This window comes from Streptomyces sp. NPDC087787 (assembly GCF_044743035.1).
Lineage (GTDB): Bacteria > Actinomycetota > Actinomycetes > Streptomycetales > Streptomycetaceae > Streptomyces.
On sequence record NZ_JBIUVQ010000015.1, the window covers coordinates 128,145 to 151,345 of the forward strand.

Below are 23,201 nucleotides of genomic sequence, written 5' to 3' on the forward strand. Positions count from 1 at the left end.
GTAATCGTGGAGAACCTGATTGCGCTGCTGATCGCGGCGCCCCTGCTCGGAGCGGCCGTCCTCCTGGTCGGCGGCCGGCGGCTCGACGCCGTCGGCCACTGGCTCGGTACCCTGCTCGCGGCCGTCTCCTTCGTGATCGGCCTGGTCCTCTTCGCCGACCTGCTCGGCCGGAGCGCGGACCAGCGAACCCTGACCCAGCACCTGTTCAGCTGGATCCCGGTGTCCGGCTTCCAGGCGGACATCACGTTCCGGCTCGACCAGCTGTCGATGACGTTCGTCCTGCTGATCACCGGCGTCGGCTCGCTGATCCACCTGTACTCGGTCGCGTACATGGAGCACGACGAGCGGCGCCGCCGCTTCTTCGGCTACCTCAACCTGTTCCTCGCGGCGATGCTGCTGCTCGTCCTCGCCGACAACTACCTGCTGCTGTACGTCGGCTGGGAAGGCGTCGGTCTCGCCTCCTACCTGCTGATCGGCTTCTGGCAGCACAAGCCCAGCGCGGCGACCGCGGCGAAGAAGGCCTTCCTCGTCAACCGGGTCGGCGACATGGGCCTGTCCATCGCGATCATGCTGATGTTCGCGACGTTCGGCACCTTCGCCTTCGGGCCGCTGCTCGGTACCCACGCCGAGCCCGGTCTCGTGGGCGGCGCCACCGAGGGCAAGCTCACCGCCGTCGCCCTGATGCTGCTGCTCGCCGCCTGCGGCAAGTCCGCCCAGGTGCCGCTGCAGTCCTGGCTCGGGGACGCGATGGAGGGCCCGACCCCGGTCTCGGCCCTCATCCACGCCGCGACGATGGTGACGGCGGGCGTCTACCTCATCGTCCGCTCCGCCGCGATCTTCAACGCGGCGCCGAACGCGCAGCTCGTGGTCACCGTCGTCGGCGCGGTCACGCTGCTGTTCGGTGCGATCGTCGGTTGCGCGAAGGACGACATCAAGAAGGCGCTGGCCGGCTCGACCATGTCGCAGATCGGCTACATGGTGCTGGCCGCGGGCCTCGGCCCCATCGGCTACGTCTTCGCGATCATGCACCTGGTGACGCACGGCTTCTTCAAGGCCGGGCTGTTCCTCGGCGCCGGTTCGGTCATGCACGGCATGAACGACGAGGTCGACATGCGCAAGTACGGCGGTCTGCGCAAGTACATGCCGATCACCTTCATCACCTTCGGCCTCGGCTACCTCGCCATCATCGGCTTCCCGGGCCTGTCCGGCTTCTTCTCCAAGGACAAGATCATCGAGGCGGCCTTCGCCAAGGGCGGCACCGAGGGCTGGATCCTCGGCGGCGCGGCCCTGCTGGGCGCGGCCATCACGGCCTTCTACATGACGCGCGTGATGCTGATGACGTTCTTCGGCGAGAAGCGCTGGCAGCCCGACGAGAACGGCAACGAGCCGCACCCGCACGAGTCGCCGAAGGCCATGACGATCCCGATGATCGTGCTGGCCGTCGGGTCGGTCCTGGGCGGCGCGTTCTTCAGCATCGGCGACCGCTTCCTGCACTGGCTGGAGCCGGTCACCGGGCACAGCGAGGGCAACTCTCCGCTCAGCGCGTGGACCGTCACCGGCGCGACGATGGTGTGCCTGGTCATCGGCGTGGCCATCGCCTGGGCCCAGTACGGCCGCAAGCCGGTCCCGGTCGTCGCCCCGCGCGGGTCGCTGCTCACCCGGGCCGCCCGGCGGGACCTGCTCCAGGACGACTTCAACCACGTCGTCCTGGTACGCGGCGGCGAGCACCTCACGCGGTCCCTGGTCTATGTCGACCACACCCTGGTCGACGGAGTCGTCAACGGCACGGCGGCCTCGGTCGGCGGCCTGTCCGGGAGGATGCGCCGGCTCCAGAACGGCTTCGCGCGCTCCTACGCGGTCTCGATGTTCGGCGGTGCGGCCCTCCTGGTCGCCGCGACCCTGCTGATGAGGGCGGTCTGATACCGATGTCCTTTCCTCTGCTGACAGCGACGGCGGTGCTCCCGGCCCTCGGGGCCGTCGCCACGGCGGCCGTTCCGGCCGCCCGGCGCACCGCCGCGAAGTGGCTCGCGCTGGTCGCCTCGCTGGCCACGCTCGCGCTGGCCGCCACCGTCCTGGTCCGCTTCGACCCGGGCGGCGCCCGTTACCAGCTCACCGAGTCCCACTCCTGGATCGCGTCGTTCGGCGTCAGGTACGAACTGGGCGTGGACGGCATCGGGGTGGCCCTGATCGGGCTGACCGCCCTGCTCATCCCGTTCGTGATCCTGGCCGGCTGGCACGACGCCGACCCGCTGGAGACAGGAAGCCGCCGCTGGCGGCCGACCCAGGGCTTCTTCGCGCTGATCCTGGCCGTCGAGGCGATGGTGATCATCTCCTTCGAGGCCACCGACGTCTTCCTCTTCTACATCTTCTTCGAAGCCATGCTGATCCCGATGTACTTCCTCATCGGCGGCTTCGGGGACCGTGCCCACGAGCACGGCGAGCAGACGGCGTCGACCCAGCGGTCGTACGCGGCGGTGAAGTTCCTCCTCTACAACCTCACCGGCGGTCTGATCATGCTGGCCGCGGTGATCGGGCTGTACGCGGTCGCCGGGAGCTTCTCACTCTCCGAGATCGCGCAGGCGCGCGCCGGCGGCTCGCTGCACATGGCGACGAGCACCGAGCGGTGGCTGTTCCTCGGCTTCTTCTTCGCCTTCGCGGTGAAGGCGCCGCTGTGGCCGCTGCACACCTGGCTGCCCAACGCGATGCAGGAGTCCACCGCGCCGGTCGCCGTCCTCATCACCGCGGTCGTCGACAAGGTGGGCACCTTCGCGATGCTCCGCTTCTGCCTCCAGCTCTTCCCGGAGGCGAGCAAGTGGGCCACGCCGGCCATCCTCGTCCTCGCCCTGATCAGCATCATCTACGGGGCGCTGCTCGCGGTGGGCCAGCGGGACATCAAGCGCCTGATCGCGTACGCGTCGATCTCGCACTTCGGCTTCATCATCATGGGCATCTTCGCGATGACCAGCCAGGGCCAGTCCGGAGCCACGCTCTACATGGTCAACCACGGCCTTTCGACGGCCGTGCTGATGCTGATCGCCGGCTTCCTGATCTCCCGGCGCGGCTCCCGGCTCATCTCCGACTACGGCGGTGTGCAGAAGGTCGCCCCGGTGCTCGCCGGCACGTTCCTGATCGGTGGCCTCGCCACCCTGTCCCTGCCGGGACTCGCGCCCTTCGTGAGTGAGTTCCTCGTCCTGGTCGGCACGTTCACGCGCTACCCGGCGATCGGCATCGTCGCCACCTTCGGCATCGTGCTCGCCGCCCTGTACACGCTCGTCCTGTACCAGCGGACGATGACCGGTCCCGTGAAGCCGGAGGTCTCGGCGATGCCGGACCTGCGGGTGCGGGAACTGGTGGTCGTGGCCCCGCTGGTGGTGCTGCTGATCTTCCTGGGTGTCTATCCGAAGCCCGTCACGGACATCGTCAACCCGGCGGTCAAGCAGACCATGTCCGACGTACACAAGACCGACCCGAAGCCCGCAGTGGAGGCGGCCAAGTGAGCGGAGCAGCCGTCCACAGCCTGTGGACAACCGCGGCCGACCCGATCTCGAAGATCGAGGCGCCGAAGATCGAATACGGGCAGTTGTCGCCCACCCTGATCGTCGTGGGCGCGGCGATCGTCGGAATGCTCGTCGAGGCGTTCGTCCCGCGCAAGTCGCGCTACTACGCGCAGGTGTTCGTCTCCGTCGTCGCGCTCGCCGCCGCGTTCGCCGCGGTCGTCGCGCTCGCGGCGGACGGGTACGGCACCACCAAGTCGCACATCGCGGCCATGGGGGCCATCGCCGTCGACGGACCCTCGCTCTTCCTCCAGGGCACGATCCTGCTGGCGAGCCTGGTCGCCCTGTTCACCTTCGCCGAACGGCGACTCGACCCGGAGGCGCACGGCAACCGCGTCGACTCCTTCGCCGCGCAGGCGTCGGCCGTACCGGGCGGCGAGAGCGAGAAGGCCGCGGTCAAGGCCGGGTTCACCACCACCGAGGTCTTCCCGCTGCTGCTCTTCGCGGTCGCCGGCATGCTGGTGTTCCCCTCGGCCAACGACCTGCTGACCCTGTTCGTGGCCCTGGAGGTCTTCTCCCTGCCGCTGTACCTCCTGTGCGCGCTGGCCCGCCGCAAGCGGCTCATGTCGCAGGAGGCCGCGGTCAAGTACTTCCTGCTGGGCGCCTTCGCCTCCGCGTTCACCCTGTTCGGCATCGCGCTGCTGTACGGGTACGCGGGCTCGGTGTCCTACGCCAACATCGCGCAGGTCGTCGAGGGCAACGTGCCGAACATCGACCCGGCGCTCGCGGGCACCATGGGCAACGACGTGCTGCTGCTCATCGGCGCCGCGATGGTCGTGATGGGCCTGCTGTTCAAGGTGGGCGCCGTCCCGTTCCACATGTGGACGCCGGACGTCTACCAGGGCGCTCCGACCCCGGTCACCGGGTTCATGGCGGCGGCGACCAAGGTGGCGGCCTTCGGCGCGCTGCTGCGGCTGCTGTACGTCGTCCTGCCCGGGATGCGCTGGGACTGGCGGCCGGTCATGTGGGGGGTCGCGATCATCACCATGCTGGGCGGTGCGATCGTCGCGATCACACAGACCGACATCAAGCGGCTGCTCGCGTACTCGTCGATCGCCCACGCGGGCTTCATCCTCGCAGGTGTCATCGCGACCTCGAAGGACGGCGTCTCGTCCGTCCTCTTCTACCTGGCCGCCTACTCCTTCGTGACGATCGGCGCGTTCGCCGTGGTCACGCTGGTGCGCGACGCGGGCGGCGAGGCGACCCACCTGTCCAAGTGGGCGGGTCTCGGCCGGCGTTCCCCGCTGGTGGCAGCCGTGTTCGCGGTGTTCCTGCTGGCCTTCGCGGGCATTCCGCTGACCTCCGGCTTCGCCGGGAAGTTCGCGGTGTTCAAGGCGGCGGCCGAGGGCGGCGCGGTGCCGCTGGTCGTGATCGGTGTGATCTCGTCGGCGATCGCGGCCTTCTTCTACATCCGCGTCATCGTGCTGATGTTCTTCAGCGACCCCCACCCGGAGGGCCCGACGGTGGCGGTCCCGTCCCCGCTCACGATGACCGCGATCGGCGTGGGCGTGGCGGTCACGGTGGTCCTGGGCGTGGCCCCCCAGTACTTCCTGGACCTGGCGAACCAGGCGGGAGTGTTCGCCCGCTGAGGCTGAGGCGGCTCCGGAACGCGGTGGCCCGGCCCCCTGGTGGGGCCGGGCCACCGCGTTCCGGAGCGTGCGGACCTACCGGCCCCGGCTGTGGCGCGTCCTGATCCTTGTGAGGTCCAGGTCCACGGAGAACGGGGTGTCCACCTTCATCCGCTCCCTGAAGATGCCCACGCCGGTGTAGGCGCCGGTCCCTTTCAGGCCATCGGCCCGAAAGGGGCGAGTCTTCCGCGTACGTGTGACCGACTGTCGTGTCGTTGACCTGGTGCGTCCGGGGGAACCTGTGGACAACTCCGGGGCTGTCGGTTCGGGGCCCTATCGTGGAGGCAGTGGTTGAAGGACGGTGTGCGGGGGGCGGAGCGATGGGTGGGACGGGTGGTGTCACGGAGGTGTCGGTGACGGAGAGCGAGGCGCTGGCGACGCTGCGCCGGGTCTTCGGGTACGAGGACTTCCGGGGTGAGCAGGAAGCGGTCGTCGAGCATGTGGTGGCGGGCGGTGACGCCGTCGTGCTCATGCCCACCGGTGGCGGAAAGTCGCTGTGCTACCAGCTTCCGTCCCTGGTCAGGCCCGGTACGGGCGTCGTGGTGTCGCCGCTCATCGCGCTGATGCAGGACCAGGTGGACGCGCTGCGGGCGCTGGGCGTGCGTGCCGGGTTCATGAACTCCACGCAGGACTTCGACGAGCGCCGGATGGTCGAGGCGGAGTTCCTGGCCGGCGAGCTCGACCTGCTCTACCTGGCACCGGAGCGGCTGCGCCTGGACGTCACGCTCGACCTGCTCTCCCGCGGCAAGATCTCCGTCTTCGCCATCGACGAGGCGCACTGCGTGTCCCAGTGGGGCCACGACTTCCGCCCCGACTACCTCGCGCTGTCCCTGCTGGGCGAGCGCTGGCCCGACGTGCCGCGGATCGCGCTCACCGCGACGGCCACCCACGCCACCCACCAGGAGATCACCCAGCGGCTGAACATGCCGCAGGCCCGGCACTTCGTGGCCAGCTTCGACCGGCCCAACATCCAGTACCGGATCGTGCCCAAGGCCGACGCCAAGAAGCAGTTGCTGGCCTTCCTGCGCCAGGAGCACCCGGGCGACGCGGGCATCGTGTACTGCCTGTCGCGCAACTCGGTGGAGAAGACGGCCGAGTTCCTCACCCGCAACGGCGTCGAGGCGGTGCCGTACCACGCGGGCCTGGACGCCGGCACCCGCGCGGCGCACCAGTCCCGCTTCCTGCGTGAGGACGGCCTGGTCGTGGTCGCCACCATCGCCTTCGGCATGGGCATCGACAAGCCCGACGTCCGGTTCGTCGCCCACCTGGACCTGCCCAAGTCGGTGGAGGGCTACTACCAGGAGACGGGCCGCGCGGGCCGGGACGGCCTGCCCTCGACGGCCTGGATGGCCTACGGACTGAACGACGTCGTACAGCAGCGCAAGCTCATCCAGTCCGGTGAGGGCGACGAGGCGTTCCGCCGCCGCTCCCAGTCCCACCTGGACGCGATGCTCGCCCTGTGCGAGACGGCCCGGTGCCGCCGCGGCCAGCTCCTCGCCTACTTCGGTCAGGAGCCGGGCCAGGCCGGCTGCGGCAACTGCGACACCTGCCTGACCCCGCCCGAGACCTGGGACGGCACGGTCGCGGCCCAGAAGGTGCTCTCGACGGTGGTGCGGCTGAAGCGGGAGCGGGGACAGAAGTTCGGCGCGGGCCAGATCATCGACATCCTGCTCGGCAAGCGCACCGGCAAGGTGATCCAGTTCGACCACGACCAGCTGTCCGTGTTCGGCATCGGCGACGACCTTTCCGAGGGTGAATGGCGCAGTGTCGTACGGCAGTTGCTGGCGCAGGGACTGCTCGCGGTCGAGGGCGAGTACGGCACGCTGGTGCTGACCGACCCCAGCGCGTCGGTGCTGCGCGGCGAGCGGGAGGTGCCGTTGCGCAAGGAGCCGAAGAAGCCGGCCACCGCCTCGCGGGGTTCGGGCGCCCGGGACGACCGCAAGCCCAGGGCGGCGGCGGCCGAGCTGCCCGAGGAACTGCTGCCCGCCTTCGAGGCCCTGCGCGCCTGGCGCGCCGAACAGGCCCGTGAGCAGGGTGTCCCGGCGTACGTCATCTTCCACGACGCCACCCTCCGGGAGATCGTCGCGCTCCGGCCGACGTCCGTGGCACAGCTCGGCACGGTCGGCGGCGTCGGTGAGAAGAAACTGGCGACGTACGGGGAAGGCGTGCTCGCCGTACTGGAGTCGCTGGCCGGCCCGTCAGGCGGCTCGACGGCCGGGACGGGGACGGCCGCATCAGGAACGGCCGGATCAGGAACGGCCGGCACAGGTGAGTCGGAACCGTGGGAGGACCTGCCCGAGCCGGAGCCGGACGACTGGATGTAGCCGGCTCGAGACCGCCGCGCCGGTCACGGCGACGGGCCCGCGGCTCAGCCCAGCGCCGTCAGGCCCGGGGCGAACGTGATCAGGAGCGGGAGCAGGGGTACCAGGGCCGCCACCGCCGTGGTCAGCGCCCGGCGCCTGCGGTCCAGCCGCGGCGGGGGCTGCAGCAGGCGGTCCACCCGCTCGCTCAGCAGCCGGTTGCTGGACGCGCAGGACAGCACCCCGCGGTGCTGGTTGAGCTCGATCAGCGCGAGGGCCGTGGTGAGATGGCCGTGGCGGCGGGAGGCCGTGTCGTCGGCGGCCAGTTCGACCAGTCGGTGGTTCTGCTCGCAGAAGTGCGTGAACAGCGGGATGTGCGGGAAGCCGGCCGCCAGCGCGGTCGACAGATGCAGCAGCCAGTCGTGGTGGGCGCGGGCATGGCCCCGCTCATGGGCGAGGACGGCGTCGAGCTGGTGGCCGGTGAGCCGGTGCAGGGCGCCGGTGGTGACGACGAGCTGGGGCGGGTGACCTGGCATCCACCACGCGTCGGGGTACTCGTCCTCCAGCACCAGCAGCGGTCCGCGGGCCGCCGGGAGACCCGCGGGCAGATCGGGGGCGCGTTCGCGCAGGTGCGCGCGGGCCAGGCCGCGCCGGCGACGGGCCTCGACGAACTCGCGGGCGAGCATCGCGGTGGTCCAGGCGGCGCCGCCCGCCAGCAGCAGGGTGAGGCCGGCGGCCCAGGCCGGCGCCACCGACAGGTCGTAGGCGGCGGTCACGGCCGGCGGCGCGGGGGCGAAGAGCTGGTCGTGAACGGTGCCGAAGACGGCCGCGGTGCCCAGCACCAGCCCCGCGAGGCAGCACAGCAGGACGGTGGCGACCAGGCACTGCCACACCCACAGCGCGACGACGGGCTCCCGTTCGGGCCATCCCGCCCGGGCCAGTGTGCGGGGGACCGGCACGGCGAGCGTCAGTGCGACGGCGCTCAGCAGGAGCAGGCAGGCAGTCATGCCTCGGACTCCGGATCCTCGTGGGAGGTGGGCGGGTGTCGGGGTCGTGCGGTGAAGCGTGCTGTGCGACGGGCCGGCGCGCCGGGCGCGCGCGGCCTGCCGCCAGTATGACGGCCGCGGGTACCGGGGGTCAGGGGTCCGCGACCATCAAATCCACGCGGGGCAGGGGTCTTTCGTTTGGATCGGCCGGCACGATCCAAACGAGAGGCCCTGGGGCCGCGGGGCCTTGGTTCAGCCCGACACGATCCGGCCCGTCACCTCTCCGAGGCCCACCCGCGCGCCGTCCGCGCCCGGCGCCCAGGCCGAGAGCGTCACCACGTCGCCGTCCTCCAGGAACGCCCGCTTGCCGTCCGGGAGTTCCAGCGGCTCGCGGCCGTTCCAGGTCAGTTCGAGGAGCGAGCCGCGCTCGCGCTCGGACGGTCCGCTCACCGTGCCCGAGCCGTACAGGTCGCCCGTGCGCAGGGAGGCGCCGTTGACCGTCATGTGGGCGAGCTGCTGCGCGGCCGTCCAGTACATGGTGGAGAAGGGCGGCTCGGACACCACGTGGCCGTTGATCGCGACGGAGATCCGCAGGTCGTAACCGCCGGGCTCCTCCGCCGAGTCGTCGAGGTAGGGCAGCAGCGGGTGCGTCCGCCGCGGCGGGGCCACCCGTGCCTCCTGCAGCGCGTCCAGCGGAGTGATCCACGCCGACACCGACGTGGCGAAGGACTTGCCGAGGAAGGGCCCGAGCGGGACGTACTCCCATGCCTGGATGTCGCGCGCCGACCAGTCGTTCAGCAGGCACAGCCCGAAGACGTGCTCGCGGAAGTCGCCGAGCGCGACCGGCTGCCCCATCCGTGAGGGGGCGCCCACCACGAAGCCGACCTCCGCCTCGATGTCCAGCCGGACCGAGGGGCCGAACACCGGCGCGGGGTCCGTGGGCGCCTTCCGCTGGCCCGACGGGCGCACCACGTCCGTGCCGGAGACCACCACCGTGCCGGAGCGGCCGTGGTAACCGATGGGCAGGTGCTTCCAGTTGGGGGTCAGCGAGTCCTCGGCGTCCGGGCGGAAGATCTGCCCCACGTTCCGGGCGTGGTTCTCCGAGGCGTAGAAGTCGACGTAGTCCGCCACTTCGAAGGGGAGGTGCAGGGTCACCGAGGACAGCGGGTGCAGGAAGGGCGCGACGGTGTCCCGGTGGGCCGGCACGGTCACCCACGACGTCAGCGCGCGCCGCACGTCGGACCACGCGGTGCGGCCCGCGGCCAGCAGCGGGTTGAGGCTCGGCCGCGCGAGCAGGTCGGCGTACGGCGAACCGAGCGCCCGCGCCGCCGCCCCCGCGTCGAGCACGTGGTCGCCGAGCCGGACGCCCACGGTCCTCTCCGGCGACCCGGCGCGGGAGAAGACGCCGTAGGGAAGGTTGTGCGGACCGAAGGGGTCGCCCTCGGGGACCTCGAAGGGGGGCATGGGGTGCTGCCTTCCTTATCCGGAATGCCATGTGGTCGGGCCACACGTTACGGGGGCATCCCATGTCTTGGGCAGTGTCTAAAGAGTTTGCAATGTCCGAATTGGCCTTGTGGGAGGGGGCAATTCCGGCTTAGCGTCCTCTGGGGACGCGGACGGGGTGGGTCCGCTCAATGGGGGACACGTGGGGGGACCCGTGGCCAGGAATGCCGTCAGTGTGCCTTTCCGGGCCGACCGCGAGGTGCCGGGCCTGATCGTGAAGTTCGGCGACTACCCGCTGCACCACGGCGGGGTGGGCGCGATCCGCAGCCTGGGCCGTCTGGGTGTGCCCATGTACGCGATCACCGAGGACGCCTACACACCGGCGGCGTCCTCCCGCTATCTCAAACGCGCGTTCGTCTGGCCGACCAGGGGAACGGAGGGCGCGGACCGTCTGGTGGAGGGTCTGCTGCGGATCGGCCGCCGCATCGGCCGGCCCGCCGTCCTGGTGCCCACCGACGAGGAGGCCGCGGTCCTCATCGCCGAGCACCAGGAGGAGCTCAAGGGCCCCTTCCTCTTCCCGCCCGTCACCGCCGGCCTGCCGCGCCGCCTGGCCAGCAAGCAGGGCCTGCACGAACTGTGCGTGGAACACGGCATCCCTAGCCCCAGGGCCGCGTTCCCGGAGTCGTACGAGGACATCGTGGCGTTCGCCGAGAAGACCCGCTTCCCGGTGGTGGCCAAGAACCGCGAGGCGTTCGTGCGGCGCAGCAGCCCCGCGGTGAACGGCACTACGAGGATCAACAGCCGCGAGGGCCTGCTGGCCCTGGCCCGCGACTGGGGCGAGCGGCCCGGCGTGATCCTCCAGGAGTACCTGCCGCGGGAGGAGGCCGAGGACTGGATCGTGCACGCCTACTTCGACCGGAGCTCGACCCCGCTCGCGATGTTCACCGGCGTCAAGGTCCGCTCCTGGCCGCCGCACGCGGGCATGACGGCGAACGCGTACGTCGTCGACAACCCGGAACTCGCCGATCTCGCCGCCCGGTTCATCAAGCAGATCGGCTTCACCGGCATCGTCGACCTCGACCTGCGTTTCGACCGGCGCGACGGGCAGTACAAGCTCCTCGACTTCAATCCGCGCATGGGCGCGCAGTTCCGGCTCTTCGAGAGCGATTCGGGCGTGGACGTGGTCCGTGCCATGCACCTCGACCTGACAGGCCGCCCCGTCCCGGAGGGCGAGCAGCGCACCGGCCACCGCTACGTCGTGGAGAACATCGACCTGCCCGCCCTCCTCGCCTACCGCCGCAGCGGCTACACCACACCGCACGCGCCGGCGAGGGCTAGCGGTACGGAGCTGGCCTGGCTCGCGGGTGACGATCCGCTGCCGTTCGTGACGATGCTCGCCCGCTTCGTGCGGCCGGGCGCCCGGCACCTCTATCAGCTGTGGCGGACCAACCGCCGGGGTGGCACGACCGGTTGAGGCGGAACCCGATCCGGACGGGAGGCGCCAAGAGCCCTCACTCATTGAGAAGTTGGGGAACGGGCGCCCTCGAAGCACGTTCGTCCGGCTCCGGTCGAGTCGGCGGGCCGGGGCATCCGTATTCTCTGATCATGGCCGCCCTCGCATACACCCTCATCGCCACCGACCTGGACGGAACGCTGCTGCGCGGCGACGACACCGTGTCCCAACGGTCCCTCGCCGCGCTCGCGAGGGCGGCGGCCGCCGGTGCCCGGCACCTCGTGGTGACCGGGCGGCCGGCGCCGAGGGTGCGGGAACTGCTCGGCGTCCTCGGCACCACGGGACTCGCGGTGTGCGGTCAGGGCGCACAGCTCTACGACGCCGGCGGCGACCGTCTGCTGTGGTCGGTCACCCTGGACCGGGAGCTGGCCGAGACCGCGCTCGGCAAGATCGAGGCCGAGGTGGGGGAGGTGTACGCCGCGGTCGACCAGGACGGGACCGAGGGGCTCACGCTCATCGAGCCGGGGTACCGCATGCCGCACCCGGCGCTGCCCGCCGTACGGGTCGAACGGCGCGACGAGCTGTGGCACGCGCCCATCAGCAAGGTCTTGCTGCGTCATCCGGTGCTGTCCGACGACGAGCTGGCGGCGGCGGCCCGCGGTGCGGTCGGGTCCCTCGCCACGGTCACCATGTCGGGCCCCGGGACCGTGGAGCTCCAGCCGTGCGGCATCACCAAGGCGACCGGACTGGCGCTCGCCGCCGAACACCTGGGCCTCGGCCGCGAGCGCGCCCTCGCCTTCGGCGACATGCCCAACGACATCCCCATGTTCCAGTGGGCCGCCCGGGGGGTCGCCATGGCCAACGCCCACCCCGAGCTGAAGGCGGTGGCCGACGAGGTCACGACGTCGAACGAGGACGACGGCATCGCCGTCGTCCTCGAACGACTGTTTGTCTAGTGCCGGGGCACCAGCCGGTGTGGGCCGGCCGTCGTCCGGTCAGTAGGCGCCGTGGACGTTGTCGATGGAGCCGTACCGCTTGGCCGCGTAGTTGCAGGCGGCCGTGATGTTGGCGATCGGGTCGTAGATGTCCCAGGACGTCCCGTTCACGTGGTAGGCCCGGAAGGTCGGGTCGATGACCTGGAGCAGACCCTTGGAGGGTATGCCCTTCTTGGCGTTGGAGTCCCAGAGGTTGATGGCACGCGGGTTGCCCGAGGACTCGCGGATGATGTTGCGGTGGATCCCGTTGTAGGAGCCCGGGATGCCCTTCTGCGCCATGACCGCCAGGGAGGCCCGGATCCAGCCGTCGAGGTTGTTCGGGTAGCCGAAGCTCGAGGCCGTGTGAACAGTGGCCGGGGTCGCCGCGGACGCGGTCGTCGCGCCGAGCAGCGGCACGGCGAGGACGGCTGCGCCCGTGCCGGTGACGGCGAGGGTGCGGACGAGACGGGCGGTGCGGGAAGAGCGGCGCTGACCGTTTGCAGGCATGGGGGAATTCCTCTCCGTCGCCTGCGAGGTGAGCTGTCGGGTTCGGGCGGGGAGGTGCCCGGCCGCGCCCTGAAGGGCACGGCTTCACCCCGAGCCGTTCCGGCGCTCCGTACGGCACAGGACGTACGAGCCCGGCCCGGCGGCTTACCTGGGTCCCCCGCTCCTGCCGTGGTTCATTCGGTCGTTGGGATTACGGGCGGCGGCAGGATTCGGCGTCCGCCCGATGGCCGGGAACGTATGCGAGAGCACATGTCCCGAACAAGTGGCTGAATCACACATCGCCCTATTTGACCTTGGTCGGGGCGTATGTGGCGCTTGATCCTTTGCGTCCGTCAAGGGTCAACTCCCCTGACCGTAAAGGGAATGTGAAGGAGTGCGAGAGATGGCGTGGAGGGGGGGCGGAGTGACCCAACTCACGGTTTGTGTGCTCGAAAGGCAATTACCGCTAAAGGGAATTGAAGTCCTAATAGGGGTGAATCGGACTTCGAGTGTGGGTGTGGATGGGCCATGTGGCCGACGCGTGACGGTGGTCACGTCGGGTGATGTGGCCTGGCCCGTATAGGTGGGCGATATCGGTGATCGAAACGTGACCGGATACGCTGACTTGAGTGAGGGCAGCGACCTATCGACAAACCGTGTGAATCCCAGCAGACACCAGCAGACAGGAGACCCCTCGTGACCGTCGTCGGGCCATTCGGGCTGAGCGTGCGGGACCAGGCTCTCGAAGCCGATGTCCAGGCCGGATTGGCGGCTGTCGAGGAAGGGCTGCTCGAAGCCACCAAGAGCGAGGTCCCGTTCATCACGGGGGCCGCGCAGCACCTCGTCAGGGCGGGCGGGAAGCGGTTCCGGCCGATGCTCGTGATGCTCGCGTCCCAGTTCGGTGACCCGTACGCGCCGGGGATCGTGCCGTCGGCCGTGGTGGTGGAGCTGACCCATCTGGCCACGCTGTACCACGACGACGTGATGGACGAGGCCGCCGTGCGCCGCGGGGTGGCCAGCGCCAACACCCGCTGGGGCAACTCGGTCGCGGTCCTGACCGGCGACTTCCTGTTCGCCCGGGCCTCGCAGATCCTCGCCGACCTCGGCCCGGAGGCGGTGCGGGTGCAGGCCCTGGCGTTCGAACGGCTGGTCACGGGTCAGATCCTGGAGACGGCGGGCCCGCAGGACGGCCGGGACCCGGTCGACCACTACCTGGACGTGCTGGGCGGCAAGACCGGGTCGCTGGTGGCGGTGTCGTGCCGGTTCGGCGCGATGATGTCCGGCGCCGACGAGACCGTCGTGGACGTGCTGACGCAGTACGGCGAACGGCTGGGCGTCGCCTTCCAGCTCGCGGACGACGTCCTGGACATCGCCTCCGACTCGCACGAGTCGGGCAAGACGCCCGGCACCGACCTGCGCGAGGGCATCGCCACGCTGCCGGTGCTGAGGCTGCGCGAGCGCGCGGCCCGGCTGGGGCTGCCCGAGGACCTCGCGCTGTGCGAGCTGCTGGACTCCGACCTGACCGACGACGCCCGGCACGCGGAGGCGCTGGCGGCGCTGCGCGCGCACCCGGCGCTGGAGCAGGCCCGCCGGGACACCGTGCGCTACGCCAAGGAGGCGCGGGCCGCGCTGGCGCCGCTGCGGGAGTGCGAGGCGAAGGCCGCGCTGCTGCAGATGTGCGACGCGGTGGTGCACCGGGCCGGCTGACGCCCGTCCGGTACCGCAACCTGCCCGGACGTCCCGCCGGGCGACCCCTTCGGAGCGGCGCTCTCCAGGGCTACCCCTACGGGGTGGCGGAGGCGTCGCCCTTTGTGTGTCATACCGCAGGCGTACACGGAGTTGGCTCCGGGGTCTGACGCTTCCGCCCGGCCGATTTGGTCAGATGGACACTACGGACCACACCACTCCTCACCGATCTGGGTGAGAATGGCGGCTGAGGGTGACACCCGAGCGCAGCAGGACAGCCGCCGCCGATGACGGAGGTAGGGCACACATGGCACCGAACGGATCCGAAGCCGACGACCTGCGCGCGGGGCGCCGCAAGGCCGCGCGCTACGTCGTCCCGGTCACGGTGGTGGGGGTGGCCGCGGCGACCATCGGGCTCGTCCCGGCACTCGCCGCGTCCGGCGACCCCGACCTGCCGAAGATCACCGCACAGCAACTCATAGAGAAAATCGCCAAGTCGGACGTCGAGCAGCTGTCCGGCACGGTCAAGATCAGCACCGATCTCGGTCTGCCGAACCTCGGCGGCCTGGAGAGCGGCCTGGCCTCCGGCGCCATGGGGGGCGGTGACGGATCGTCGGCCGACCCGGCGTCAAAGCTGCCCGAGCTGGCGTCCGGCACCCACACCCTGCGCGTCGCCGCCGACGGCGAGGACCGGCAGAAGGTCTCCCTGATCGAGAGCGCCGCCGAGTACAGCCTCATCCACAACGGCAAGGACGTCTGGGGCTACGACAGCAAGTCGAACGAGGTCTTCCACGGCACGGCCGCCGACAGCGGCAGGAAGCACCGGGACGAGGTCCCCGCCACGCCCAAGGACTTCGCCGACGAGGCCCTGAAGTCGGTCGACGACACCACCTCGGTGAAGGTCGACGGCACCGCGCAGGTCGCCGGCCGCGACGCCTACAGGCTGGTCATCGAGCCGAAGCACGCCTCCGGCACCACGGTAGGCGCGATCAGCATCGCGGTGGACGCCAAGACCGGGCTGCCGCTGAAGTTCACGCTCACCCCGGCGAGCGGCGGCGCCGCCGTGGTGGACGCGGGCTTCACCCGGATCGACTTCGCCAGGCCCGCCGCCTCGACCTTCGACTTCACCCCGCCCAAGGGCGCGAAGGTCACCGAGGAGAAGGACGCCGGGACCCACGCCGGGCAGGGCGCCGAGCGGAAGGCCGGCCCGGGCCGGCAGTTCCACGAGCCCGGCGCCCAGGAGAAGGGCCTGGCCGAGAAGGGTCCGGAGATCCTCGGCAAGGGCTGGAACTCCATCGCCGTGTTCGACACCGGCACCAAGGGCGGCATCCCGTCGTCCTCCGGCAAGGGCGAGTTCGGCGGCTTCCTCGACTCGCTCGGCGACCGGGTCAGCGGCACGTTCGGCAAGGGCACGGTCTTCTCCACCCGCCTGGTCAACGCGCTGATCACGGACAACGGCAAGGTGTACGTCGGCGCGGTCACCAAGGACACGCTGGTGAAGGCGGCCGGCGCCGGGAAGTGAGCACGCGCCGGACACGAGGGATCGAGGGAGCCGATGGACGAAGCGGATGACGGCGTCATCCACACGCGCGGGCTCACCAAGCGCTACCGCGGCGGACAGCTCGCCGTCGACGGTCTCGACCTGACCGTCCCGGCGGGCAGCGTCTTCGGCTTCCTCGGCCCCAACGGCTCCGGCAAGACCACCACCATCCGCATGCTGATGGGGCTCATCGACCCCACCTCCGGCACGGCGCGGGTACTGGGGCGCCCCATGCCCCGGTCCTCGCGCACCGTGCTCCCGCAGGTCGGCGCCCTCATCGAGGGCCCCGCCCTGTACGGCTTCCTCTCCGGCCGGGACAACCTGCTGCGCTACGACGCGGCCGACCCGACCGCCGACCCCCGCACCCGGCGCGCCCGCGTCGCGGCCGCCCTGGACCGGGTGGGCCTGACGGTCGCGGCGGGCAAGAAGGCCAAGGCCTACTCCCTGGGCATGAAACAGCGCCTGGGGCTGGCCGCCGCGCTGCTCCAGCCGCGCAGACTGCTCGTCCTGGACGAGCCGACCAACGGCCTCGACCCGCAGGGCATGCGCGAGATCCGCTCGCTGGTCCGGGAGCTGGCCTCCGACGGCACGACCGTCTTCCTCTCCTCCCATCTGCTGGACGAGATCGAGCAGGTGTGCACCCACGCGGCGGTCATGGCACAGGGCCGGCTGATCACCCAGGGCGCCGTGGCGGAACTGGCCGCCGGAGCACGCGGCCGGCTGGCGGTGACCACGCCCGACACGGGGGAGGCGGCCCGGGTGCTGAAGGAACAGGGCGTCGCCGACATCACCGTGGGCGAGGACCGGGTGACCGGCGACCCGCCGGAGCGGGACCTCGCCGACGTGAACGCCGCGCTGGTGACGGCGGGCGTGCGCGTACGCGGCTTCGGCGTCGAACGGGCCTCGCTGGAGGACGCGTTCGTCGCACTTACGGGGGAGGGCTTCGATGTCGCGGGCTGAGGTCTCACCGGGACGGGCCGCGGACACGGCCGTCCGCGCCCCCGGTTGGCTGTGGACCTTCGGGCTGCTGCGCAGCGAGCTGGTGATTACCTTCCGGCGCTGGCGCACCCTCGCGCTGCTGGGCGTGCTGGCCGGGGTGCCGGTCCTGGTCGGGGTGGCCGTCAGGATCGAGACGAGGGACGGCAGGTCCGTCGGCGGTGGCGGTGGCGGCGGCGAGGGGCCGGCGTTCATCGCACAGGTCACCAACAACGGACTGTTCCTGGTCTTCACCGCACTGGCCGCCACCCTGCCGTTCTTCCTGCCGATGGCCGTGGGCGTGATCGCGGGCGACGCCGTCGCGGGGGAGGCGAACGCGGGCACCCTGCGCTATCTGCTGGTCGCCCCCGCCGGCCGCACCCGCCTGCTGCTCGCCAAGTACGCCACGGCGATGGCCTTCTGCCTGGTCGCCACCCTGGTGGTCGCCCTCTCGGCGCTCCTCGTGGGCGCGCTGCTGTTCCCGCTCGGCGATCCGACGACCATCTCCGGCACGCGGATCAGCTTCGCCGACGGACTGGGCCGGACCTTGCTGATCGCCTTCGTCGTCGCCGCGTCACTGATGGGGCTGGCCGCCCTCGGGCTCTTCGTGTCGACGCTGACCAACAGCGGGATCGCGGCGATGGCCACGACCGTGGGCCTGCTGATCACCGTTCAGATCCTCGACCAGATACCCCAGCTGCACGCGATACAGCCGTACCTCTTCCCGCACTACTGGCTGTCCTTCGCCGACCTCATGCGCGAGCCGGTCTACTGGGACGGCCTGGTGAAGAACCTGGAGTTGCAGGCCCTGTACGCGGCGGTGTTCGGCTCGGCGGCCTGGGCGCGGTTCACGGCGAAGGACATCACGGCGTAGCCGCCGCCCCCACGGTCCCCGCCCGCGCGGTTCCCGCCCCGGTGAGCCGGGCCAGCGGCTCGCTCTCGCGCGGCGGCGTTCCGCCCAGGTCGCCCAACCGCCAGGCCTCCACCCACGGGACGCGGTAGACGTCGATCACGGACTCGATCGGCTTCACCCGCTGGGCGAGCCGTCGCGGCAGCCGTCCCGGCGCGTCGGCGACGAGCACCACGGCGTCCAGGTCGAGTCCGGCGGGTGCCTCGCCCTTGCGGAAGACCTCCAGGGCCCGGACGACGGCGTCCAGTCCGGCCGCGTGGGTCCTCGCGACCAGCAGCACCGACTCCGGTTCCCCCGGCCCCGGCCAGGCGCGTCCGCAGTCGTGACCGCCGTAGACCGCCGCGAGCGTGGTCGTGCCCGCGCCGCCATGGGTGGCCAGCCAGGAGAAGCGGCGGAGCGTGACGGGCCGGCCGACGGGCCGTTCGGGCCCGCCCTCCCACCCGCCGGGCTCGGCGGGGGAGTCGGTCACCGATCCGCGAATCCAGATCTCCGGCCCCTGTCGCACGCCTGGCCGCATGCCCGTCCCTCTTCCGTGTCGTTCCGACGATCGTGGCCCGCGGAACGTTACCCGGGTCACAGGAGTGCGGTTCCTGGTGCGAGTCTGTGACGTCGCGGTGACGCCGGGAGGGCAGGCGGGCGGAGAGACTCGAACGTAAGCGAACGACCGGATGGCACTCATCCGAGTGAGGGAACCGATGTCTCGACTGAGCCGCGGGAAGAAGCGGGAACACGAGCGCGCCGTGCGGCCGGCGGCTCCCGTGGCGACGCCGGTCGCCGTCCATGTGCCGGCGGACGGCCCCGGGGCCTCGGTCGGCGGTGTACCGGCCCTTCCGGCTCCCGGCGAGGAGATCCAGCGGGCCGTTCTGAACCACCTCCACCGCATCGCCCTCGCCCGCGGCCACGCCGTCCTCGCCACAGTCACCGACGAGCGCATCGGCTACGTCGTCCACCTCCAGGTCCATCCCGACGGCTCCAGCACGTTCACGGCGGAACCCCAGCACACGGCAGCGCCGGACCCGCCGGCCGACGCGCCCCGTGAGAGTGCGCCCGCTTTCCCGCCGCAGGCGGTGCCCGAGTCACCCGCGGCGGCACCCACGTTCGTGCTGCGGGCCTTGCCGGAACCGGCGGGTGACACGCCCTTCGGTACGGCCGCCGCCCCCACGGGGGTGTTCGGCCCACCCCCGGTGATGGACGCGCCCCCGGCCGACGAGAACGCACAACCGGAACCACCCGCGCCTGCCGACGATGCTCCGACGCCCGCCGACAGGGCCCCCGCTGCCCTCGGCGCACGCACGCCCGCCGACGGGGCTCCGACGCCTGCGGACCGGGCCTTTGCGTCCGCCGGCGGGTCTTCGGCGTCCGCCGACCGGGCCTTTGCGTCCGCTGTCCCCGGCGCAGTCGCGCCCGCCGGCGGGTCTTCGGCCGCCGACCGGGCCCCTGCGCCCGCCGTCCCCGGTGCGGTCGCGCCCGCCGACCGGGCTCCCGCGCCTGTCGGCCAAGTCCTAGCCCCTGCCGTTCCCGGGGCCCCCGCGCCTACCCGCCGGCAGTACCAGCACCCGGCCCCGGATCCGGCCGAACCCGACTCCGCTGAACCCCACTCGGCCGAGTTCCGTCTGGACGACCCCGGGCCCACCCCCACCCCCGCCCGCGGGTTCGACGCCGTGGCCGAGGCGGTGCTCGGGGAGGATCCCAGGACCGCGGCCGGTGAGGCGGGTGTCGTCCTGCTCGCCGAACCCCTGGCGCGGGTCAACGAGGCCGTGAAGGAGGGCCGGATCGAGGAGGCGGCGGCCCTGGCCGAACGCACCGTCGCGGAGGCGTCCGGCACGCTCGGCCCGGAGCACCCCGAGGTGCTGCGGCTGCGCGAACTCACCGCCTACATCGCCTACCTGGCGGGCGACCCGCTCCGCTCCTTCGGCGTCTCCCTCGGCCTCGCCCGCATCCGTCACCACGCCGGGGACACGGAGGCGGCCTACGGCGACGTGCAGAGCGCGAGCGCCGCCTGGCGCGCGGTACGCGACCCCGAGCAGGGCCTGCGGCTCGGCCGCGACCTGATCGGCCTGTGGACCGAACTCACCGCCGAGGACGGTCCCGCCGCCGACGACATCGAACAACTGGAGTCCGCCCGGGCCCGCATGGGCCGCCTGGCCGAACGGGCCCGCACCGCGGCCCCGCCGTCCACCGGCTGATCCGGCGTCCTACACCACGCAGAAGACGTTGCCCTCCGGATCCTCCATGACCACCCACTCCCCGGCGGGCTCCCGGACATGCCGCAGTACGCGCGCGCCGAGCTCCGTCAGCCGTTCCACCTCGTCCGTGCGCCGGTCCCCGCCGGGGTGCAGGTCGAGGTGGAGCCGGTTCTTGCCGGCCTTGGTCTCCGGCACCCGCTGGAACAGCAGCCGTCTCCCCAGACCGGTGCCGCGTTCCTTGTCGTACGGGTCGTCGGGGTGCCGTACGCCGATCAGGTCCCGGAAGGCCGGGCGGCCGTGGAACTCGACGGTGGCCCCGCCCGGCAGCGCCCCGAGCTCCACCAGCCGTTCGACCAGTGCGCTGTTGTCCTCCACCTCGTAGTGCAGCGCGGCGGCCCAGAAGTCGGCCTGCGCGTGCGGGTCGGTGGCGTCGATGACGAGCTTCCAGTGCAGCGGGGCGGGCGCGTCGTCCGTGGGTGTCCGAGTCATGCGACCAGTTATATGCGCGGGCCCGTCCGGGCGCTGGAACTCACCGGAGTCGAGGGCGGGACGGAATGCGATCCCGTTCCTCGGCCGGCCCCCGCGACAGCGGCTACGCGTCCACCGGATCAGCCGTCGCCGTCGCCGTCGGCGCGGTCCTGGGGGCGGCGAGCCGGGCCCTGTCCCGCGCCGCCCGCCGGGCCGTGCGCAGGCCGTCCCAGGTCAGCATGGTCAGGGCCAGCCAGACCAGGGCGAAGCCGGCCCAGCGCTCGGCCGGCATGGACTCGTGGAAGTAGGCGACGCCGAGCAGGAACTGGAAGACCGGGGCCATGTACTGGAGCAGGCCGAGCGTGGACAGCGGCACCCGTATCGCCGCCGCGCCGAAGCAGACCAGCGGCAGCGCGGTGACGATACCGGTGGAGGCGAGCAGGGCGGCGTGCCCGGCGCCCTCGGCGGCGAACGTCGAGGTGCCGTGGGCGCCCAGCCACAGCAGATAGCCCAGAGCGGGCAGGAACTGGACCGCCGTCTCGGCGGCCAGCGACTCGACGCCGCCCAGGTTGACCTTCTTCTTCACCAGGCCGTAGGTGGCGAAGGAGAAGGCGAGGCAGAGGGAGATCCAGGGCGGGCGGCCGTAGCCGATGGTGAGCACGACGACGGCGGCGGCGCCGGTGCCGACCGCCGCCCACTGCACGGGCCGCAGCCGCTCCTTGAGGAGCAGCACGCCCATCGCGATGGTGACCAGCGGGTTGATGAAGTAGCCGAGGGAGGCCTCCACCACGTGCCCGCTGTTGACGGACCAGATGTAGACGCCCCAGTTGACGGTGATCACCGCGGCGGCGATCACGACGAGGGCCAGCCTGCGCGGCTGGCGCAGCAGTTCGCCGGCCCAGGCCCAGCGGCGTACGACGAGCAGGGCGACGGCGACGAAGGCCAGGGACCACACCATGCGGTGCGCGAGGATCTCGATCGCCCCGGCGGGTTTGAGCAGCGGCCAGAAGATGGGGACGAGGCCCCACATCCCGTAGGCGGCGATGCCGTTCAGCAGTCCTGTGCGCCGCTCGCCCCTCGGCTGCTCGCTCACTGGTTCCTCCTTCACGCCCGGCCGCGTACCGTGCGGCGGGCATCAAAGAAGGTAGCGCCACGCGCCCCCGCCTGTCATGTCCGTCTTGCTGAACGGTCATGACGGGCGGGTGACGATTCCTCCTGTGCCGCTCAGTCCTCCAGCGCCGCGCTGATCGCCTCCGAGACCGGGCTGGTGGGGCGTCCGATCAGACGGGACAGGTCGCCGGAGGTGACCACCAGCTCGCCCTTCTCGATGGAGGCGTCCACGCCCGCCAGGATCGCGGCGATCGGCCCGGGCAGCCCCGCGCCGGCCAGGACGCCCGCGAACTCCTCGACGGTGACCGGGTTGGACGTGATCGTCCTGCCGGTCTGCCGGCTCAGCTCGGCGGCGTACTCGGCGAGGCTCCACGCCTCGTCCCCGCCCAGCTCGTACGTCCGGTTCTCGTGGCCCTCCCCGGTCAGGACGGCGACGGCGGCGGCCGCGTACTCGGCGCGCGAGGCGGAGGAGATGCGACCCTCGCCGGCGGCGTGCACGACGGCGCCGTGCTCCAGGACGGGGGCGAGCTGCTCGGTGTAGTTCTCGTGGTACCAGCCGTTGCGCAGCAGCACGTAGGGCACCCCGGAGGCCAGCAGCGCCTCCTCGGTGCCGCGGTGGTCGTCGGCGAGGGCGGCCTTCAGGGGGCCGGGGGCGCTGGTGTAGGCGAGCAGCGCCACACCGGCGGCACGGGCCGCGTCGATGACGGCCCGGTGCTGCCGGACCCGGCCCTTGTCGAACTCGTTGCCGGAGATCAGCAGGACCTTGTCGCCGGCCGAGAACAGGCCCTCGAAGGTCTCGGGCGCGTTGTAGTCGGCGACCGCGATCCGCACGCCGCGCTCGGCGAGGTCAGCGGCCTTCTCGGGGCTGCGTACGACAGCGACGACCTGGTCGGCCGGAACCTTCTCCAGCAGTTGTTCCACGACGTGGCGGCCGAGGTGCCCGGTGGCTCCGGTGACGACGATGCTCATGGAAGTCTCCTCGTGGGGGTGTCTGTGCCCCCACGCTAGGAGAAGCGCTATCTTTTCGAAAGTACCCACTTTGAAGTAAGGTACTGGCATGGCGGTAAGTGCAGGAGTGGAAGCGAGGGGTGCGGCGAGGGACGACGTCGCCGACGCGGCGATGTGCCCGTACCGACTGGTCCTGGAGCACGTCACCAGCCGGTGGGGCGTCCTCGTGCTGATCGAACTGCTGGAGCGGCCCCACCGCTTCAGCGAGCTGCGCCGCGCCGTCGGCCGGGTCAGCGAGGCGGGTGTCAGCGAGAAGATGCTCACCCAGACGCTGAAGACCCTGGAGCGCGACGGGCTGGTCCACCGCGACGCCAAGCCGGTGATCCCGCCCCGGGTCGACTACTCCCTCACCGGCCTCGGCCGGGAGGCCGCCGAACAGGTACGGACGCTCGCGCTGTGGACCCAGGAGCGCATGGCGGACGTCGAGCAGGCCCGGCGGACGTACGACGACGCCCGGCGGGCACAGGACGAGGGCCGCCGGGCATGAGGCGAGG

General features: G+C 71.5%; 19 protein-coding genes and 1 riboswitch. Of the genes, 12 read left to right on the plus strand and 7 right to left on the minus strand.

Features of this window, described 5'->3' with window-relative positions:
• Positions 1–6: 6 nt before the first annotated feature.
• From nuoL to recQ, 4 genes are all read left to right on the plus strand, one after another.
• A complete protein-coding gene (gene nuoL / locus ACIOWN_RS23770) occupies positions 7–1,920 on the plus strand; it encodes an NADH-quinone oxidoreductase subunit L (protein WP_401983297.1) in 1,914 nt (637 codons plus the stop codon).
• Positions 1,921–1,925: 5 nt separating this feature from the next.
• Positions 1,926–3,497 (plus strand): NADH-quinone oxidoreductase subunit M, encoded by a 1,572-nt coding sequence (locus ACIOWN_RS23775; protein WP_362355662.1) that lies wholly within the window; start codon positions 1,926–1,928, stop codon positions 3,495–3,497.
• Positions 3,494–5,143 (plus strand): NADH-quinone oxidoreductase subunit NuoN, encoded by a 1,650-nt coding sequence (gene nuoN / locus ACIOWN_RS23780; RefSeq protein WP_362355664.1) that lies wholly within the window; start codon positions 3,494–3,496, stop codon positions 5,141–5,143. Before ACIOWN_RS23775 ends, nuoN begins: the two co-directional genes overlap by 4 nt.
• Positions 5,144–5,502: 359 nt before the next feature.
• A complete protein-coding gene (recQ, locus tag ACIOWN_RS23785) occupies positions 5,503–7,506 on the plus strand; it encodes a DNA helicase RecQ (protein WP_401983298.1) in 2,004 nt (667 codons plus the stop codon).
• Positions 7,507–7,550: 44 nt separating this feature from the next.
• Here recQ and ACIOWN_RS23790 read toward each other — a convergent pair whose 3' ends face one another.
• Together ACIOWN_RS23790 and fahA are read right to left on the minus strand one after the other, a co-directional pair.
• Complete coding sequence (locus ACIOWN_RS23790) at positions 7,551–8,489, minus strand: M56 family metallopeptidase (RefSeq protein ID WP_401983299.1); 939 nt, start codon at positions 8,487–8,489, stop codon at positions 7,551–7,553.
• 231 nt (positions 8,490–8,720) lie between these two features.
• Positions 8,721–9,932 carry a fumarylacetoacetase gene (gene fahA / locus ACIOWN_RS23795; RefSeq protein WP_362355670.1) on the minus strand — a complete coding sequence of 404 codons (1,212 nt, stop codon included), beginning with the start codon at positions 9,930–9,932 and terminating at the stop codon, positions 8,721–8,723.
• A 214-nt stretch (positions 9,933–10,146) separates the two neighbouring features.
• On the opposite strand from fahA, the gene ACIOWN_RS23800 reads away from it, so the two are divergent.
• Positions 10,147–11,385: an ATP-grasp domain-containing protein gene (locus ACIOWN_RS23800; RefSeq protein ID WP_362355672.1), complete on the plus strand. Its 1,239-nt coding sequence runs from the start codon at positions 10,147–10,149 to the stop codon at positions 11,383–11,385.
• A 131-nt stretch (positions 11,386–11,516) separates the two neighbouring features.
• Positions 11,517–12,320 carry an HAD family hydrolase gene (locus tag ACIOWN_RS23805; protein WP_362355674.1) on the plus strand — a complete coding sequence of 268 codons (804 nt, stop codon included), beginning with the start codon at positions 11,517–11,519 and terminating at the stop codon, positions 12,318–12,320.
• Positions 12,321–12,359: 39 nt separating this feature from the next.
• On the opposite strand, the gene ACIOWN_RS23810 is transcribed toward ACIOWN_RS23805, so the two are convergent.
• Entirely contained in the window at positions 12,360–12,845 is a 486-nt protein-coding gene (locus ACIOWN_RS23810) for a transglycosylase SLT domain-containing protein (RefSeq protein WP_362355676.1), read from the minus strand.
• Between the two features lie 5 nt (positions 12,846–12,850).
• A riboswitch (cyclic di-AMP (ydaO/yuaA leader) is annotated at positions 12,851–13,038 on the minus strand.
• 482 nt (positions 13,039–13,520) lie between these two features.
• Between ACIOWN_RS23810 and ACIOWN_RS23815 the strand changes: the two genes are divergently transcribed.
• From ACIOWN_RS23815 to ACIOWN_RS23830, 4 genes are all read left to right on the plus strand, one after another.
• Positions 13,521–14,531: a polyprenyl synthetase family protein gene (locus ACIOWN_RS23815; RefSeq protein WP_401983300.1), complete on the plus strand. Its 1,011-nt coding sequence runs from the start codon at positions 13,521–13,523 to the stop codon at positions 14,529–14,531.
• A 286-nt stretch (positions 14,532–14,817) separates the two neighbouring features.
• The gene (locus tag ACIOWN_RS23820; protein ID WP_362355680.1) at positions 14,818–16,032 is read left to right on the plus strand and encodes a DUF2092 domain-containing protein; all 1,215 of its coding nucleotides are present in this window, start codon (positions 14,818–14,820) and stop codon (positions 16,030–16,032) included.
• Between the two features lie 33 nt (positions 16,033–16,065).
• On the plus strand, positions 16,066–17,010 hold the full coding sequence (locus ACIOWN_RS23825) for an ABC transporter ATP-binding protein (protein ID WP_401983301.1): 945 nt from the start codon (positions 16,066–16,068) through the stop codon (positions 17,008–17,010).
• Complete coding sequence (locus ACIOWN_RS23830; RefSeq protein WP_401983302.1) at positions 16,997–17,899, plus strand: ABC transporter permease; 903 nt, start codon at positions 16,997–16,999, stop codon at positions 17,897–17,899. The genes ACIOWN_RS23825 and ACIOWN_RS23830 overlap by 14 nt, the downstream gene beginning before the upstream one ends.
• Here the strand turns inward: ACIOWN_RS23830 and ACIOWN_RS23835 are convergent.
• Positions 17,889–18,452 (minus strand): DUF6668 family protein, encoded by a 564-nt coding sequence (locus tag ACIOWN_RS23835; RefSeq protein ID WP_401983303.1) that lies wholly within the window; start codon positions 18,450–18,452, stop codon positions 17,889–17,891. The two genes, ACIOWN_RS23830 and ACIOWN_RS23835, sit on opposite strands and share 11 nt — an antisense overlap.
• 178 nt (positions 18,453–18,630) lie before the next feature.
• Here ACIOWN_RS23835 and ACIOWN_RS23840 point away from each other — a divergent pair, with 178 nt between their 5' ends.
• Positions 18,631–20,121 (plus strand): tetratricopeptide repeat protein, encoded by a 1,491-nt coding sequence (locus tag ACIOWN_RS23840; RefSeq protein WP_401983304.1) that lies wholly within the window; start codon positions 18,631–18,633, stop codon positions 20,119–20,121.
• A 9-nt stretch (positions 20,122–20,130) separates the two neighbouring features.
• On the opposite strand, the gene ACIOWN_RS23845 is transcribed toward ACIOWN_RS23840, so the two are convergent.
• From ACIOWN_RS23845 to ACIOWN_RS23855, 3 genes are all read right to left on the minus strand, one after another.
• Positions 20,131–20,610 (minus strand): VOC family protein, encoded by a 480-nt coding sequence (locus ACIOWN_RS23845; protein WP_362355690.1) that lies wholly within the window; start codon positions 20,608–20,610, stop codon positions 20,131–20,133.
• 103 nt (positions 20,611–20,713) lie between these two features.
• Positions 20,714–21,619, minus strand: a complete 906-nt coding sequence (rarD, locus tag ACIOWN_RS23850) for an EamA family transporter RarD (RefSeq protein ID WP_401983324.1) — start codon at positions 21,617–21,619, stop codon at positions 20,714–20,716.
• A 194-nt stretch (positions 21,620–21,813) separates the two neighbouring features.
• Positions 21,814–22,668: an SDR family oxidoreductase gene (locus ACIOWN_RS23855; RefSeq protein WP_401983305.1), complete on the minus strand. Its 855-nt coding sequence runs from the start codon at positions 22,666–22,668 to the stop codon at positions 21,814–21,816.
• An 88-nt stretch (positions 22,669–22,756) separates the two neighbouring features.
• Between ACIOWN_RS23855 and ACIOWN_RS23860 the strand changes: the two genes are divergently transcribed.
• On the plus strand, positions 22,757–23,194 hold the full coding sequence (locus ACIOWN_RS23860; RefSeq protein ID WP_401983306.1) for a winged helix-turn-helix transcriptional regulator: 438 nt from the start codon (positions 22,757–22,759) through the stop codon (positions 23,192–23,194).
• Positions 23,195–23,201 lie beyond the last annotated feature (7 nt).